16 protein-coding genes and 1 riboswitch are annotated in these 13,708 nt (G+C 50.5%); of the genes, 1 reads left to right on the forward strand and 15 read right to left on the reverse strand.

All coding sequences use genetic code 11. The annotated features are described in order from the left end of the window. Positions 1-8: 8 nt before the first annotated feature. From ACTRC3_RS01375 to ACTRC3_RS01425, 11 genes are all read right to left on the reverse strand, one after another. The gene (locus tag ACTRC3_RS01375; protein WP_440320986.1) at positions 9-707 is read right to left on the reverse strand and encodes an ABC transporter ATP-binding protein; all 699 of its coding nucleotides are present in this window, start codon (positions 705-707) and stop codon (positions 9-11) included. A gap of 173 nt (positions 708-880) precedes the next feature. Continuing rightward, positions 881-1,066 (reverse strand): DUF951 family protein, encoded by a 186-nt coding sequence (locus ACTRC3_RS01380; protein WP_178039439.1) that lies wholly within the window; start codon positions 1,064-1,066, stop codon positions 881-883. Beyond that, entirely contained in the window at positions 1,056-1,778 is a 723-nt protein-coding gene (locus ACTRC3_RS01385) for an NAD-dependent protein deacylase (protein ID WP_440320988.1), read from the reverse strand. Before ACTRC3_RS01385 ends, ACTRC3_RS01380 begins: the two co-directional genes overlap by 11 nt. 34 nt (positions 1,779-1,812) lie before the next feature. Beyond that, complete coding sequence (srtB, locus tag ACTRC3_RS01390) at positions 1,813-2,628, reverse strand: class B sortase (RefSeq protein ID WP_440320990.1); 816 nt, start codon at positions 2,626-2,628, stop codon at positions 1,813-1,815. A 38-nt stretch (positions 2,629-2,666) separates the two neighbouring features. After that, a complete protein-coding gene (locus ACTRC3_RS01395; RefSeq protein WP_440320992.1) occupies positions 2,667-3,257 on the reverse strand; it encodes a 4'-phosphopantetheinyl transferase family protein in 591 nt (196 codons plus the stop codon). Between the two features lie 10 nt (positions 3,258-3,267). Beyond that, positions 3,268-3,681, reverse strand: coding sequence for a C-GCAxxG-C-C family (seleno)protein (locus ACTRC3_RS01400; RefSeq protein WP_178039435.1), 414 nt, complete (start codon positions 3,679-3,681; stop codon positions 3,268-3,270). Between the two features lie 21 nt (positions 3,682-3,702). Then, positions 3,703-3,897: a hypothetical protein gene (locus tag ACTRC3_RS01405; protein WP_178039434.1), complete on the reverse strand. Its 195-nt coding sequence runs from the start codon at positions 3,895-3,897 to the stop codon at positions 3,703-3,705. A 124-nt stretch (positions 3,898-4,021) separates the two neighbouring features. Further along, on the reverse strand, positions 4,022-5,746 hold the full coding sequence (locus tag ACTRC3_RS01410; RefSeq protein WP_440320994.1) for a carbon starvation CstA family protein: 1,725 nt from the start codon (positions 5,744-5,746) through the stop codon (positions 4,022-4,024). Between the two features lie 2 nt (positions 5,747-5,748). Further along, positions 5,749-6,273 (reverse strand): hypothetical protein, encoded by a 525-nt coding sequence (locus tag ACTRC3_RS01415; RefSeq protein ID WP_349165239.1) that lies wholly within the window; start codon positions 6,271-6,273, stop codon positions 5,749-5,751. Between the two features lie 257 nt (positions 6,274-6,530). Next, the gene (metK, locus tag ACTRC3_RS01420; protein WP_440320996.1) at positions 6,531-7,718 is read right to left on the reverse strand and encodes a methionine adenosyltransferase; all 1,188 of its coding nucleotides are present in this window, start codon (positions 7,716-7,718) and stop codon (positions 6,531-6,533) included. A gap of 96 nt (positions 7,719-7,814) precedes the next feature. Then, positions 7,815-7,916, reverse strand: a riboswitch (SAM riboswitch). A 62-nt stretch (positions 7,917-7,978) separates the two neighbouring features. Continuing rightward, a complete protein-coding gene (locus ACTRC3_RS01425; RefSeq protein WP_178039430.1) occupies positions 7,979-9,271 on the reverse strand; it encodes a UDP-N-acetylglucosamine 1-carboxyvinyltransferase in 1,293 nt (430 codons plus the stop codon). A gap of 258 nt (positions 9,272-9,529) precedes the next feature. Between ACTRC3_RS01425 and ACTRC3_RS01430 the strand changes: the two genes are divergently transcribed. Further along, positions 9,530-10,339 (forward strand): HAD family hydrolase, encoded by an 810-nt coding sequence (locus tag ACTRC3_RS01430; RefSeq protein ID WP_440320998.1) that lies wholly within the window; start codon positions 9,530-9,532, stop codon positions 10,337-10,339. Positions 10,340-10,408: 69 nt separating this feature from the next. Here the strand turns inward: ACTRC3_RS01430 and ACTRC3_RS01435 are convergent, their stop codons facing one another. The 4 genes from ACTRC3_RS01435 to ACTRC3_RS01450 all read right to left on the reverse strand — a co-directional run bounded on the left by ACTRC3_RS01435 (position 10,409) and on the right by ACTRC3_RS01450 (position 13,642). Beyond that, entirely contained in the window at positions 10,409-10,690 is a 282-nt protein-coding gene (locus ACTRC3_RS01435; RefSeq protein ID WP_178039428.1) for a hypothetical protein, read from the reverse strand. Positions 10,691-10,867: 177 nt separating this feature from the next. Next, positions 10,868-11,572, reverse strand: coding sequence for a putative N-acetylmannosamine-6-phosphate 2-epimerase (locus ACTRC3_RS01440; RefSeq protein WP_178039427.1), 705 nt, complete (start codon positions 11,570-11,572; stop codon positions 10,868-10,870). Beyond that, on the reverse strand, positions 11,572-13,152 hold the full coding sequence (locus ACTRC3_RS01445; RefSeq protein WP_349165234.1) for a PTS system mannose/fructose/sorbose family transporter subunit IID: 1,581 nt from the start codon (positions 13,150-13,152) through the stop codon (positions 11,572-11,574). Before ACTRC3_RS01445 ends, ACTRC3_RS01440 begins: the two co-directional genes overlap by 1 nt. 25 nt (positions 13,153-13,177) lie before the next feature. Next, positions 13,178-13,642, reverse strand: coding sequence for a PTS system mannose/fructose/N-acetylgalactosamine-transporter subunit IIB (locus ACTRC3_RS01450; RefSeq protein WP_440321001.1), 465 nt, complete (start codon positions 13,640-13,642; stop codon positions 13,178-13,180). Positions 13,643-13,708: the final 66 nt, after the last annotated feature.

Below are 13,708 nucleotides of genomic sequence, written 5' to 3' on the forward strand. Positions count from 1 at the left end.
GTCTCCCCCTACCACTCCAGATCCTCTGCCGGAATCCTGTGTTCGTTCCGGTAGTCCTTGCGGATCATGCCGTCGCGCAGCCGCACCACACGATCCGCCATATCCTTGATGGCGTCGTTGTGGGTGACCATGATGACGGTGTTGCCGTACTTCTGGTTGACGGTCTCGATGAGCTTCAGGATGTCCTTGGACGTCTGATAGTCCAGGGCTCCGGTGGGCTCGTCGCAGAGCAGGATGTCCGGGTTTTTCACAATGGCACGGCCAATGGCAGTACGCTGCTGCTGTCCGCCGGAAAGCTGGTTTGGCAGCTTCCCACGGTGGTCGTAGAGGCCCAGGGTGTGGAGCAGCTCGTCCACGTCCAAGGGCTTGTCGCTTAAGTAAGCGCCCACCTCGATATTTTCCCGGACGGTCAGATTCGGGATCAGATTATACATCTGGAAAATGTAGCCCAAGTGCTTCCGGCGGTAAGCCGTCAACTTCTTCTCCTTCATGTCAGCCATCCGCTCACCCTCGATGCAGATGTCGCCCTCGTCAGCTGCGTCAATGCCGCCGATGATATTCAGGAGCGTAGATTTACCGGAACCGGATGGCCCCAGCAGCACACAGAATTCGCCCTGTTCCATGGACAGGTTGATCCCCTTTAAAACCTCAATGCGACTGTCGCCGGAGCCGAAGGATTTTTTTATATTGTTGATGGTAAGAAACATGACTCCCTCCCCCAATTGCTGTATTTTGCAAGTTAGTTAATGCAAACTAACTTTACAGGGAAATTATAGTATAATGAGAACGAGATTTCCATAGTTTTTTTACCCAATTTTTGTATTTTATCCGTAAAAATGCACCGGATCATGCTTTCTAACATAATCCGATGCATTCGTATCTACGCCTCCGGGCTCCGAAGCCCCCGTGTATTCTTCTCCACCAGCTTCCGCGCCACCATAATCTGATGTCCGCAGCCCATGCATTTCAGGCGAAAATCCGCGCCGACCCTTAAGATCTCCCACTCAGAGCTTCCGCAGGGATGCGCCTTCTTTAATTTTACGATATCTCCTACTTTATATTCCACTTAAAACCTCTCCGATATTGCCCTGGATCAGCAAATCCGCGCCGTCATCCCGGGGCGTGGCGTCCCGATTGATGACAACCAGATGCTTTCCGGTAAAATAGTCAATGAGTCCTGCTGCCGGATACACCGCCAGGGACGTGCCGCCGATGATCAGCATATCCGCCTGGGAGATAGCCCGCACCGCGCCCCGAAGAGTCGCGTCGTCCAGCCCCTCCTCGTAAAGCACCACATCCGGCTTGATGATACCGCCGCACCCGCACCGGGGCACGCCCTCGGAATGCAGCATATACTCCATATCATAGAACTTCCCGCACTTCTGGCAGTAATTCCGATGCACCGAGCCGTGCAGCTCATAGACCCGCTTACTTCCTGCCATCTGATGAAGCCCGTCGATGTTCTGGGTCACCACGGCGTTCAGCTTACCCGTAGCCTCCAACTCCGCCAGCTTCTTATGGGCCGCATTGGGCTTCGCATCCGGGCAGAGTAGCTTCTTCCGGTAAAACCGGTAGAATTCCTCCGGGTTCCGCACAAAAAAGCTGTGGCTGATGATGGTCTCCGGCGGATACTTCCACTCCTGATGATAGAGACCGTCCACGCTCCGGAAATCCGGAATGCCGCTCTCGGTGGACACGCCCGCGCCGCCGAAAAATACGATTGCGCTGCTTTCCTCCACATACTGTTTCAAAAGCTTTATCTTATCCTCTGTTCCCATAGCAATCCCTCCTGTTCGCTACGTTCACAACCTTTTAATATATCTTCTTCGCATGCACCAGGAACCGCTTCTCTCCGTGCTTCGTACAGGTGGACAGGGTAATGATGGAATCCTCCTTCGTCACCGTCACGCTGGTGTCATAGAGGGACCGTCCCTTGATGGTCTTCAGATACTCCTCGTAGGTCTCGTCCGGCGCGAAGCCGATGGTGTAGCTGTCGCTGTCCGCCTCTGCCTCGTATACGGAGAAAATCTGATAAGCATGGGTTCCGTCCGCCAGGTCGATGTAGACATTGGGATGGGCCACCAGATAGGATGCGGAGCTGTACTCCTTCAGTCCCGCGAACATGGAACCATTTTTCATATTATGCCCGTAAATAATCGTATGTAAATCGGAGAAATCCCCATTATTCAGCGTCTCTACAAAAATGCTGCCTGCACTGTTCAGCTTCTTGCTGAAGGTATGATTCAGATAATAGGAATCGTCGCTGGTATGCATCAGCGGATAGCTGATCTGGGTACCCGGAATCTGAATCCAGCCCACCGTATCGGAATTCTGCGCCTGCAGCTCGCTGATAGCTACACGCTGTACCTGCTCTTCGGTATCGCCCTCTGCCTCAGTTCCATCCTCATTTTCTCCATCCCCGGTATCCGCAGTTACCGGTTCTTCCACCGGTTCCTCCGACACATAGGTCTGCAGCTTATCGTACTCGTCTGTTCCTTTCTTATACTCAATGAAAATGCCGGACAACTGCCAGATGCTGACTCCCAATACCACCACGCAGATGACCAGCACAATCATCAGCGGGACAGACATTTTGTTCTTCTTCTTTTTTCTGTTCTCGACCGCCATAATAGCCTCCTCAATCACTGTTCCTGTTTTTCCTCATTTTACCAGAACCACATGGAAAGATCCAGTGGCAGCTTCTCTTCTCCGGCGCAGACCGCTATGCTGACCGGTTCCTTTTCCACCCGGTAATTTCTTATAAAATACGGTTCTTTTCGAAGCTCCTGCCGCACCCTTTCTTCCGTCGTGTCAAAGGCATAAAGCGGAATCCGCAGGCCTTCGCCAATGGCTTTCAGAAAACTTTCCTTCCGCACCCACAGATCACAGAAGGCTTCCACCGGTTCTTCCGCCTCCTCCGAAGCTGCCCCGCCACAGGCCCTGTCAAAGGCTTCCCGTTCCCGCAGATGCATTTTATCCACAATCCGCCGCCATTTCGGGTGTGCTTTCCACATTTCCGTATCGACACCCACCGGCTTATCCCCAAAGGCACAGGCTATGTAGGGGCCGCTGTGGGAAATGCTGATGTACAGATCCGAATAGCCTTCCAGATACGGCTTTCCCTTCTCATCCTTCTCTATCCGAACTTCAGCCGCCGGGATTCCATATTCATTTTCCAGGGCAGACACGAGTAATTCTCTGGCCGCTTCGGACGGATCCTGACCCTCTCCTGTCCGTGCCAGACGGATTTTTACCATTTACCAGCACCTATTTCTCTGCAAATAAAATCTGTTCCGCCAGTTCTGCCGCATCCGCAATACAGTCATTACAAGAGCGAAGCGGACAGCCTGTCTCCACACCTTTCAGCTCCTTACAGACCAGAGATCCATTCTTCTTCTGAAACGCCTCCACGAGCTGCTTCGAAATCTGATACGTTTTTCCCTTACTCACGGGCGCTTCCAGATCACCGCAGCTGTTCTTCAGTCCCGCCAGCATCACTGCGCCGGATACCGCGCCGCAGGTAGCCTGCATGCCGCCCATACCAAGCCCAAAGGCTTCCGTCGCCCGAAATACGCTCTGCTCATCCAGTCCCACCAGATCGCAGTAAGCGCAGGCCACAGACTGCGCGCAGTTATATCCTTTCCTATGGTTTTCCAGTGTCTTCTGTATTCTGCTTTCCATTTTACAAAATTTTCCTTTCACTTATTTTTTCTGCTTATCCAGTAATTCCTGCAGCGCCTCATCGCTGTCAGAGATCCACACGTCCTCTTCCTCGGCGTTCAGTCCCAGATATTCCCTTAAGGTACAGGTCTCATCGCTGTTACCCCAGTCCTCAATGTATTTGTCGATGGCTTCAAAGGGAAGCTCCCCCGCCAGGTATTTTTCCTTGAACTTCATAAGTCCCTCCCGTCCGCATATTCTGTGCTTAGTATACTACACTTTTCTGCTTTCTACAAAGCCTTTTGCATACAAAAACGGAGCAACGTCAAAGCGCTGCTCCGTTTGGATACATTTTTAAAGCTTATGCTGCCTTCTTCGGATTTCTCAGAGTCTGAACACCTTCAATAACCAGGACGATAGCCAGGACAATCAGAAGGATACCAAAGATAGTCTGCGCCCAGGGACCCCAGTCTGCGCCGCCTGCCGCAATCATGCCGATCTGGTTCTTTACTGTCAGGCACAGAGAGCAGATGGTTACAACGATCATGAATGCCATCGGAATCAGGAACATCTTGTTGTTCTTGCCTGCGTTGCCAAGCCAGGTAGCTACAGCCAGAAGGCCGATGCCTGCCAGCAGCTGGTTCGCTGCTCCGAACAGACCCCAGATCTTTGCGTAGCCTGTCATACCGAGCAGGATACCCAGAACTACTGTCAGGATAGTGGCGAAGTACGGATTAACCATAACCTTCTTCCAACCTTCCTTTACATCCCTTGCTGTCTCGCCCGGCTCAAGCCAGAACTCCTGGAACATGAAACGTGCCAGACGTGTAGCAGTATCCAGTGAGGTCAGACAGAATGCGGAGTAGGTCAGTACCAGAAGAGAATTCAGGATGCTGTAGCTTCCCGGAATGACGTCATCGATCATGTGAGCAATACCACCGCCGAAGATCGCTGTAGCTCCGGTCAGAGCCGCGTCCGGATGAGCTGCGTTCCACTTATAAGCATAGCCGATAGCGCACAGAGTCAGGACTGCAAGTACGCACTCCAGAAGCATGCCGCCGTAAGCGATGGGCTTTGCGTCCTTCTCTTTATCCAGCTGCTTGGATGTGGTTCCGGAGGATACCAGGGAATGGAAACCGGAAATAGCGCCGCACGCAACTGTGGTAAACAGAACCGGGAACATATACTGTACACCATTTCCGTTATCTACAGCGAAGCTGGTCACTGCCGGGAAGGTGCTGTCAAAGGTCGGATGTGCTACAACTACGCCGAAGAACGCTACTGCCAGCATTGCGTAAAGCAGGAAGGAGCTCAGGTAGTCACGGGGCTGCAGCAAGATCCATACCGGTGTAACAGAAGCGATGGCGATATAGATACCTACAATCCACATCCACGCCTTAGTAGACAGGTAAATCGGATGGAAGTTCATTCCGATAGCCATAATCAGTACGATAGCCAGTACGCCGACTACGGAAGCGATGCCCATGGGCATGTTCCGACGATATACACAAAAACCGAATACGATAGCAATGACGATGAACAGCATGGAGATCATGGCTACGGTAGCCGGAGTCTCGGACGCCGCCAGATTCAGGGCGCCGCTCTCATCGTATACAGCGCCGAAGGTAGATGCTACGATAGAAGCGAATGCCGCTACTACCAGAATCAGGGTCAGGTAGGAGAAGATGATGAACAGCTGCTTTGCGCGCTTGCTCATGTTCGAGGAAATAATCTCTCCGATGGACTGTCCCTTGTTACGAACGGAGGCGAACAGCGCGCCGAAATCATGGACGCCGCCGAAGAAAATACCGCCAACCAGAACCCAGAGAGTTACAGGCAGCCATCCGAACATCGCTGCGCCAATCGGTCCGGTAATCGGGCCTGCGCCTGCGATAGAGGAGAAATGATGTCCCATCAGAACCGGGGCTTTCGCCGGAACATAGTCTACACCATCTTCCATAGTATGAGCCGGTGTCTCAGTTTTGCTGTCGCCTACGCCCCACTGCTTGCAGAGCCATCCGCCGTAGAAGATGTAGCCCGCAATCAGAATTGCGACACAGACGATAAGAAGTACCAGTGAATTCATTGTTACATACTCCCTTTCTTTTTCTTTGCATATAAAATTTTTTTCAAAATTTTCGCTGTATGACGGCCTCCCCCGTTGGCATCAATCTGTCCCGTGGAAACCTGGACTACCGCAGTGTGGTGGTCCATCCAGCCGTGCAGTGAAAAATGAAAACTTTTGTAAATGCGGCATTTCTTCAATGCCTTCCGCGCATCCTCATCACAGGTATCACAGATGAAAACCGGCGTAATATAGGAAGCCATATGGCCCGGTCCCGGCTTGACGCGCTGCATCCCGTCCTCCTGGATGTAATCTCTCCATTTCTCGTAGAGCTCCAGGGTCAGATGCGGGATATCCACGATGTAGAGAAATTCCTCATTGTCCGCGGACCAGAGCTCGGCCTTTTTTGACAGCACATATTTCTCAGAATGTTCAAAGAAATCACAGCGGGCCGCAATCGGAGTCTCATCCTCCTGCATGTGGATATCGTAATAGGTTCTATAGCTTTTCAGCAGCCGTTCAATGGCCGCCCCTCTTGTATACTCCATGTATATAGCACTTTCTATATAAATCTAAAAAATTGATAAACTTTCTTAAAAACTTTTTATAGTATAATACTTTTTAGGTATTGTTGCAATACCTTGCGGATGAAAATCTACGATTTTTTACAAAAAGTTGTATGTTTCACCATATTTCGGCGCAAGCACGGACTTTATACTCATCGCTCGTGCAAAAAAAGAAAGCCGCGGCAGATAACGCACTCTGCTACGGCTTTCTTAGTATTTAACGGTTACCTTGAAGGGCTTTACAGATACTTCTTCAGCTCTTCTGCCTTGTCTGTCTTCTCCCAGGGCAGATCAAGGTCTGTACGGCCAAAGTGACCATAAGCTGCTGTCTGCTTGTAAATCGGTCTGCGCAGATCCAGCATACGGATGATGCCTGCCGGACGCAGGTCGAAATTCTCACGGATAAGCTCTACCAGCTTGGTATCAGACAGCTTGCCGGTTCCAAAGGTATCCACGTTGATAGAAGTCGGTCTTGCCACACCGATAGCGTAGGACAGCTGAATCTCACACTTGTCAGCCAGGCCTGCAGCCACGATATTCTTTGCCACGTACCGTGCTGCGTACGCTGCGGAACGGTCTACCTTGGTGCAGTCCTTGCCGGAGAAGGCTCCACCGCCGTGACGCGCCATTCCGCCGTAGGTGTCCACGATAATCTTACGACCGGTCAGTCCGCTGTCGCCGTGGGGTCCGCCGATAACAAAACGTCCGGTCGGATTGATATAAAACTTGGTATCGTCATCTACCATCTCTGCCGGAAGGATCGGATCCAGAACGTATTTCTTGACATCCTCGTGAATCTGCTCCTGTGTCACATCCTCGCTGTGCTGGGTAGAGATAACAACAGCGTCCAGACGCACCGGCTTGCCGTTCTCATCGTACTCTACGGTCACCTGGGACTTTCCGTCCGGACGAAGGTAGGTCAGAGTACCATCCTTACGAACCTTGGTCAGCTGCTTGGTCAGCTTATGCGCCAGGGAAATCGGATAGGGCATCAGCTCCGGAGTTTCGTTGACTGCGTAGCCGAACATCATACCCTGGTCGCCGGCGCCGATGGCTTCGATCTCGTCCTCGCTCATCAGGTGCTCCTTGGCTTCCAGCGCCTTGTTTACGCCCATGGCGATGTCGGCGGACTGCTCGTCAATGGCTGTAATAACCGCGCAGTTGTCGGCGTCAAAGCCGTATTTTCCACGGTCATAGCCGATCTCGCGCACGGTATCGCGAACGATTTTCTGAATATCTACATAGCCCTTGGTGGTAATCTCGCCCATAACGAGTACCAGGCCGGTAGTGGTAGCGGTCTCGCAGGCTACGCGGCTCATGGGATCCTGCTCCAGCAGGGCGTCAAGAATGGCGTCGGAAATCTGATCGCAGATTTTATCCGGATGGCCTTCGGTTACGGATTCTGAAGTAAATAATAATTTTTCCATGGTCTCTTCCTTTCTTCTTTTTTACTTGTGTACGGAAACAAAAGTTAAGGCCCGCTTAATTTTAAGCGGACCTGTTTATATCACGATAACCAAATCCTCTTATTGTTCGATTCAACTCGCTCAGGTTGGCACCTTCCGCTTACGCGGGGTTGCCGTGACTTCACAGATCCTTTGTATCTCCATCACTCTGAATAAGAGAAAATTTACAATATTCAATTTGCTTATCACGTGCTATACATTACACTACTCCGGGTGTTTTGTCAACCCACTCTGAGGCGAAATTTCTGAAGCGCGCGCTCATCTTCCACTTTCTCAATCTCAGCGCCCAGAGAACGGAGCTTTTCATCAAATCTCTCATAGCCGCGCTCAATGAAATGGATGTCGTCTACGATGGTGATACCGTCCGCTGCCAGACCCGCGATAACCAATGCCGCTCCCGCACGGAGATCCGGACTGGATACCTGCGCACCGGTGTAGCGCTCCACGCCCTCGATAATGGCGGTGTTACTCTCCACCTTGATATTCGCGCCCATACGCGCCAGCTCATCCACATATTTGAAACGATTCTCGAAAATGCTCTCGGTCACAATACTGCTGCCCTTGGCCAGCGCCAGGGTTGCGGTAATCTGAGGCTGCATATCCGTCGGGAATCCCGGGTAAGGCAGTGTCTTGACATTGGTGCTGCGAAGTCCCTTGGAGCATACCACGCGGACTGCGTCGTCCAACTCCTCAATCTCACAGCCAATTTCCAGAAGCTTGGAAGTGGTGGCCTCCAGATGCTTCGGGATCACATTCTTGACCGTCACATCACCTCGGGTCGCCGCCGCCGCAAACATGAAGGTTCCTGCTTCAATCTGATCCGGGATAATCGAATACTCCGTGCTGTGAAGCTTCTCAACACCCTTAATTCGAATCACATCCGTACCTGCGCCCTTGATGTTGGCACCCATGCTGTTCAGGAAGTTCGCCACGTCTACCACATGGGGCTCCTTAGCCGCATTTTCCAGAACGGTATTGCCCTCCGCCATAGATGCTGCCATCATGATATTGATAGTCGCTCCTACAGAAACCACATCCAGATAGATATGGCTGCCGCGCAGATGCTCTGCCTCGGCCATGATGGATCCGTACTCAATCTTCACGTCAGCGCCCATAGCCCGGAAGCCCTTCAGATGCTGATCGATAGGTCTGCTGCCGATATTGCAGCCGCCCGGAAGGGGAACCTCAGCCTTCTTATACTTACCAAGCAAAGCGCCCAGCAGATAATAAGAAGCCCGAATCTTCTTAATATATTCATAGTCAACACTGTAATCCCCGATGCGGGATCCGTTGATTTTTACCGTATGACGATCGAGGCGGTCTACCTGTGCGCCGATCTGCTGCATAGCTTTCAGGAGTACATTGATATCCCGTACATCCGGAAGATTCTCTATCAAAACTGTCTCATCTGTCATAATTGCTGCCGCAAGAATTGCAAGGGCCGCGTTCTTCGCGCCGCCGATCTCTACCTCGCCGACAAGGGGGTTGCCACCTTTAATCACATACTGATCCATAATAACTCCCGTTTCTCTGCTTTCTGTTCTCTGAATTTATTATCTATGTTTTATATCATTTCCAAAAATGTCTATTTTAGTCTTAGTTTAGTATACCACAAACTTTCTATTTGTAAATACCGTATATTTCACGAAAAATGCCCATTTTCAGGAGAAAACTCTGCATTACTTACACGATTTTGTTTTTCGCTTCTTCCCTTATTTTCGCAAATACGCTATAATATTCTTTGTATTGCTATGGATTTTGAGGAGATTACTATGAAGCCTGTATTTTTTATTGATTATGATAACACAATCTTCAGTCATCAGACCGCTTCCATTCCGGAAAGCGCTGTTGCCGCTCTGAAAATGCTTCAAGAAAAGGGCTGCCCTGTGGCAATTGCCAGTGGACGCTCCCTGCGGACTTCCCAGCTGCCGGAGGAGTTACGGGAACACTTTACACCAGACTGTTTTGTCAGCTCCAACGGTGCGATTGTGGAGATCGAAGGAAAGCTGGTCTGGGAAAAATATTTCGATCCGGAGCTTCAGAAACGGATTCTGGATTATGTGCTGGAAAAGCAGTACTGCCTGACCTGCGGCTACAACAATATCTGGTACACCTCCAATATCGACCGCTTTATGAAAAATATTTCTCCGGCACGGAAAGCCATGGCTCCCCGGCACGGGAAGGATTTTCTGGAGCTGTATGAGAAAAGGGTTCCTTCCTTCTTCCTTGCGGACTCCAGAGAAGCTATCGACGACCTGCAGGCGCATTTTCCGGAAGTAAAGCTGCTCTACATGGGCGACAATCTGGGCGGAGCCGATATCATTCCCCGGGAAAACGGCAAAGTAATTGGTGCCAAACGGGTGCTTGACCATTATCACACGGATCTTTCAAATGCGGTGGCCATCGGCGACAGCATGAACGACATCGAGCTTATCCGGGCCGCCGGCTTCGGCATCGCCATGGGAAATGCCATGACAACGGTGCAGTCTATTGCAGATTATGTAACCGCCGATATTGATCAGGATGGACTGGCTCAGGCTATTAACCGGGCACTTACACATTTTGCTGACCTATTTGCCTGAACTGACTTTTCAGAACAAGAAAAGGATTCGTACTTTGCCTGAATAACACAAAGCACGAATCCTCTTTTTTTAATAAATTCCGCCGCACCGCCGATCCCGTCTGCGGCATCTCCGGCTGTACATCTCATTCAACAGCATCACCGTCACGAAATCCTCCAGCCAGTTCCGCCCGTTGACCTCCTGCATCATCAAATCATCCTGATACGCGCTCTTATCCAACCGCTCGTAAATGCTGCGGCTTACGCGCCGGATCATCAGCTGATCCGGATATTCGTCAAACATGAAGCTACCCTCGTACTCCTGCATATCGCAGGCCTTCTCTACCAACGGCTGAATACGTCTTGCAAGCATTGGATACAGCTCCCGAAAGCGTCTCTGATCGCGCGTTTTCTCATCTTCCCACGGCAGAAAAGGGTAAAACGGATATGCCTGATACATTCCGAAACCGGATTGCAGTTCGTCGTCATATTTCATGGGGATATCCTTTTTGTAGTAGTATATGCGCGCGGCAGGGTTTCGACACCGGGCTCAGTCTTCCGCCTCGCGGATAGCCTCCACATAGCGCTCCGTAATGATTTCCGGCCTGGTAATGGAGGTTCCCACCACGACTGCATGCGCTCCTGCTTTCAGGGCTTCCACCGCCTCCTGTTCACAGCGGATCTTACCCTCCGCAATAATGGGAATATCCGTAATTGCGTGAATCTGGCGAATCAGATCCAGATTCACGGCTTTCACCTCCTGGCTTTCCCGGGTATACCCCGACAGAGTGGTGGAAATCAGATCAAACCCCATGGGAATGATACGTTCTGCCTCTTCCAGTGTTGAAATTTCTCCCATAACCAACGCATCCGGATAATGCTCGCGAATCTGTCTCAGAATTTCTTCCGGTGTTTCGCCGCCCGGCCGTCTCCGGGGCGTCGCGTCCAGCGCGATAATTTCCGCTCCCGTTTCCAGAATATCCGCCGCGCTCTGATAAGTTGGCGTTATGTAGACTTCATATTCATCGCTGAACTGTTTGTTGATACCGATAATCGGCAAATGTACTTTTTCCCTGATACGGGTGATATTATCTACACCCGTGGCACGGATTCCTGCTGCTCCTCCCTGCTCGGCGGCCGCCGCGAAGGCGGCCATAATATCGGCGCCATACATGGGCCAGCCGACCCGAGCCTGACAGGATACAATCAGCTTTCCTTTGATTTTCTCTAAAACATCTTTTCCTCTTTGATTCATCAGAAGAGACCTACCGCCTTTCCGGCAATGCCAAGTACAAAGCTTGCGATAATACAGATATACATTCCCTTTTTATTCTTTACCATAATCCGATAATATCCAAGCACCAGCAGAAGCGGGAGCAGGCTCGGCATCAGGGAATTGATAATATCCTGAAGGATAATCTCTTTCTCACCGATATTCCATACGCAGGCAATATTCAGCTTTACAAAACCCACAATCATGGCTCCGACCACCATCATGCCTACGATCGTCGCGCCCTCCACAAACTTGTCGATGATTTCGCTGCTCTTCATCTTTACCACAAGGTTGGTTCCCCATGCATAGCCGTATTTGATAAACAGCCATCTGGAGCATACGTTTAAGAGCACATTGGGCACGATAAAGATAACCGGCCCCATGGGATTGCCATCCAGAGCCAGCGCCGCGCCGATAGCCGCGAAGATGGTCATAAAGGTGGCCTTGAACACCGAATCTCCGATACTGGAAAGCGGTCCCATCAGGGCTGCCTTCGCGGAAGAAATCGCCTCTGCGGAAATGGGTCTTCCCGACGCGCGCTGTTCCTCCAGTGCCAGTGTCACGCCCAGAACCGCATTTCCGGTATAGGGATGGCAGTTGAAGAACTCATTATGTCTCTGCAGTGCCTCTTTAAAATCATCCTGATTCGGATAAAATACCTTCAATGCCGGAATCATGGCATAGCAAAAACCAAGAGAGCAGTAACGCTCATAGTTAATCGTAGTCATGGAGAAGAAGGAACGCCAGAATACTTTTTTCAGCACCTTTTTGTCCAACTGACCCTCTGTGGCTCCGGATTCTTCCTCATCCTCATCGTCAAAACCGTCATCCGCATCCTTTTTCCGCATGGCATTCATAGCGCAGACCATAGCCAGGGCAATGATGGAAATCGCCAGTACATTCAGTCCCAGATAAATAGAAAATACAAAGCCCAGCGCGAAGAACGACCAGTATTTTTTGAAATTCATCATCTTCAACAGCATTGCCATTCCCACTGCTGGAAGAATGCCGGAGGCAATCTTCAGTCCGTCAGTCAGAACCGGCGGCATGGCCGCTACCACATTATTGACAAAATCGCTTCCGAACTGAATCGCAAGGAATGTGGGAATAAAAAATACGAAGAAAAATACCACCAGACCGGAAAGCTGCATTTTTTCAACCTTCCTGTAATCTCCGGCCTGTACGTATTTATCCGCGCCGTGAATCAGAATAATATTCAGGTTCCATGCCAGCATAATCAAAAGCTGGGCCAGCAGTCCAATCGGCAACGCCAGCGCAATTCCCACTTCCGCGTTTCCACCATTCAAAATAGCAAATACGGTGGAAAGAATACCCGCGATCTGCGCATTGGGCGGTACGCTTCCACCCACCGGAATTACGCCCATATACATCAGCTCTACGCTTCCACCCACCAGAAGACCCGTCTGCACATCCCCCAGCAAAAGTCCGATGAGCGGTCCCGCAAAAATCGGACGGGAAATCATCCAGTAGCCATATCCATAATTCTCAAGTATCAGAAATGCAATAAATATACTTAAAATCAATACCTGTATCGTACTCATATCTACACCTTCTCCTTCCAGTCTCTCACATCAGCTTCATCAGGTCTTCTTCCGTATCCGTAGGGGTAGTACGATTTTCAAGCGCCACGCCATAGCTGTTCAGTTTTCTGAAAATCTCCTCCATCTCCGGATCCACATAGACAGTTTTTGACAACTGTCGTCTTCCCTCCTTAAAATACAGTCCTCCTACATTGATTTTTTCCAGCTTTACCCCCTTTTCATAAATATGAAGAAGCGTTCCCGGATGCTTTACAACCACAAAAATTTTCTTTTTCGCGTACTTGTTCAGCAGCTCCACCGCTTTATCCTCATCGCAGACGAAGCATTTTACCCCCGCCGGACACGCCATCTGCAAAAGGCTGATCTGAAATTTATCTTTCGAAATTTCATTATCAATTACCATGATTGCGTCGCTTTTATATACCACAGACCAGGCATAGCCCACCTGACCGTGTATCAGGCGTTCATCGATTCTTGCAATGGTAATCATTTTTTCTGCCCCCTTTCTGATTTCAACATAGCAAATCCGAAATTATGTGTCAACATTCTGTGTTTA

The sequence above is a fragment of the Laedolimicola sp. genome (genome assembly GCF_051972735.1).
In the GTDB taxonomy this organism is placed as follows: domain Bacteria; phylum Bacillota; class Clostridia; order Lachnospirales; family Lachnospiraceae; genus Laedolimicola; species Laedolimicola intestinihominis.